Genomic DNA, 609 nt, shown 5'->3' with positions numbered 1-609 from the left:
GCCATGCGCACCACATGGAACTTATCGACCACGATACGGGCCTGGGGCAGCACAGCCTTGACCGCTGCCCGGTAGGGGTTCCACATGTCCATGCTGACGATCTCGACCTTCTGCCGGTCTTTCAGCTTCATCAGGTAGTTGGTCACCACGTCCTGGCGGCGGGTGGCCAGCAGGTCGAGCAGGGTTCGCTCCTCAATGTTGGTCAGAATGCAGCGGTAGCGCTTGTTCAGGTATAGCTCGTCAATGCCCAGGATGCGGGGCGTCTCGAAGCGGTGCCAGCGCCCCAGGAACTCGGCGCGGGCGTTGAAGATGTCGCGCACCGTCTTCTCGTCCAGGCCGGTCTGTGCCGCCACAAAGGTGTAGGGGTGGTTGAAGGATTCCTTCTCCACGTACTCATGCAGCCGCAGTGTCATACGGAATCCGTCCACCATCTCCGGTAGCTGGGGCCTGAATGTTGTCTTGCAGGCCCGGCAGGTGTATCGGCGGCGGACCACCCAGAGAGTGACCCGCTTGCCGTGGATGGGCAGATCACGATAGGGAACGTCACGCTTGCCGAACCGTACGAACTCACCCTGCACGCCGCATTCCTCGCAGGCGATGGGATCGGGC

1 pseudogene is annotated in these 609 nt (G+C 62.1%); it reads right to left on the bottom strand.

The features are described from left to right. Positions 1-609: pseudogene (locus CWI66_RS17720) on the bottom strand (ISL3-like element ISPpu12 family transposase); the annotation flags it as partial.

Origin of the sequence: Halomonas sp. 141 (assembly GCF_002810305.1) — a bacterium.
GTDB lineage: Bacteria > Pseudomonadota > Gammaproteobacteria > Pseudomonadales > Halomonadaceae > Vreelandella > Vreelandella stevensii.
This window is presented reverse-complemented; position numbering and strand designations above follow the sequence as displayed.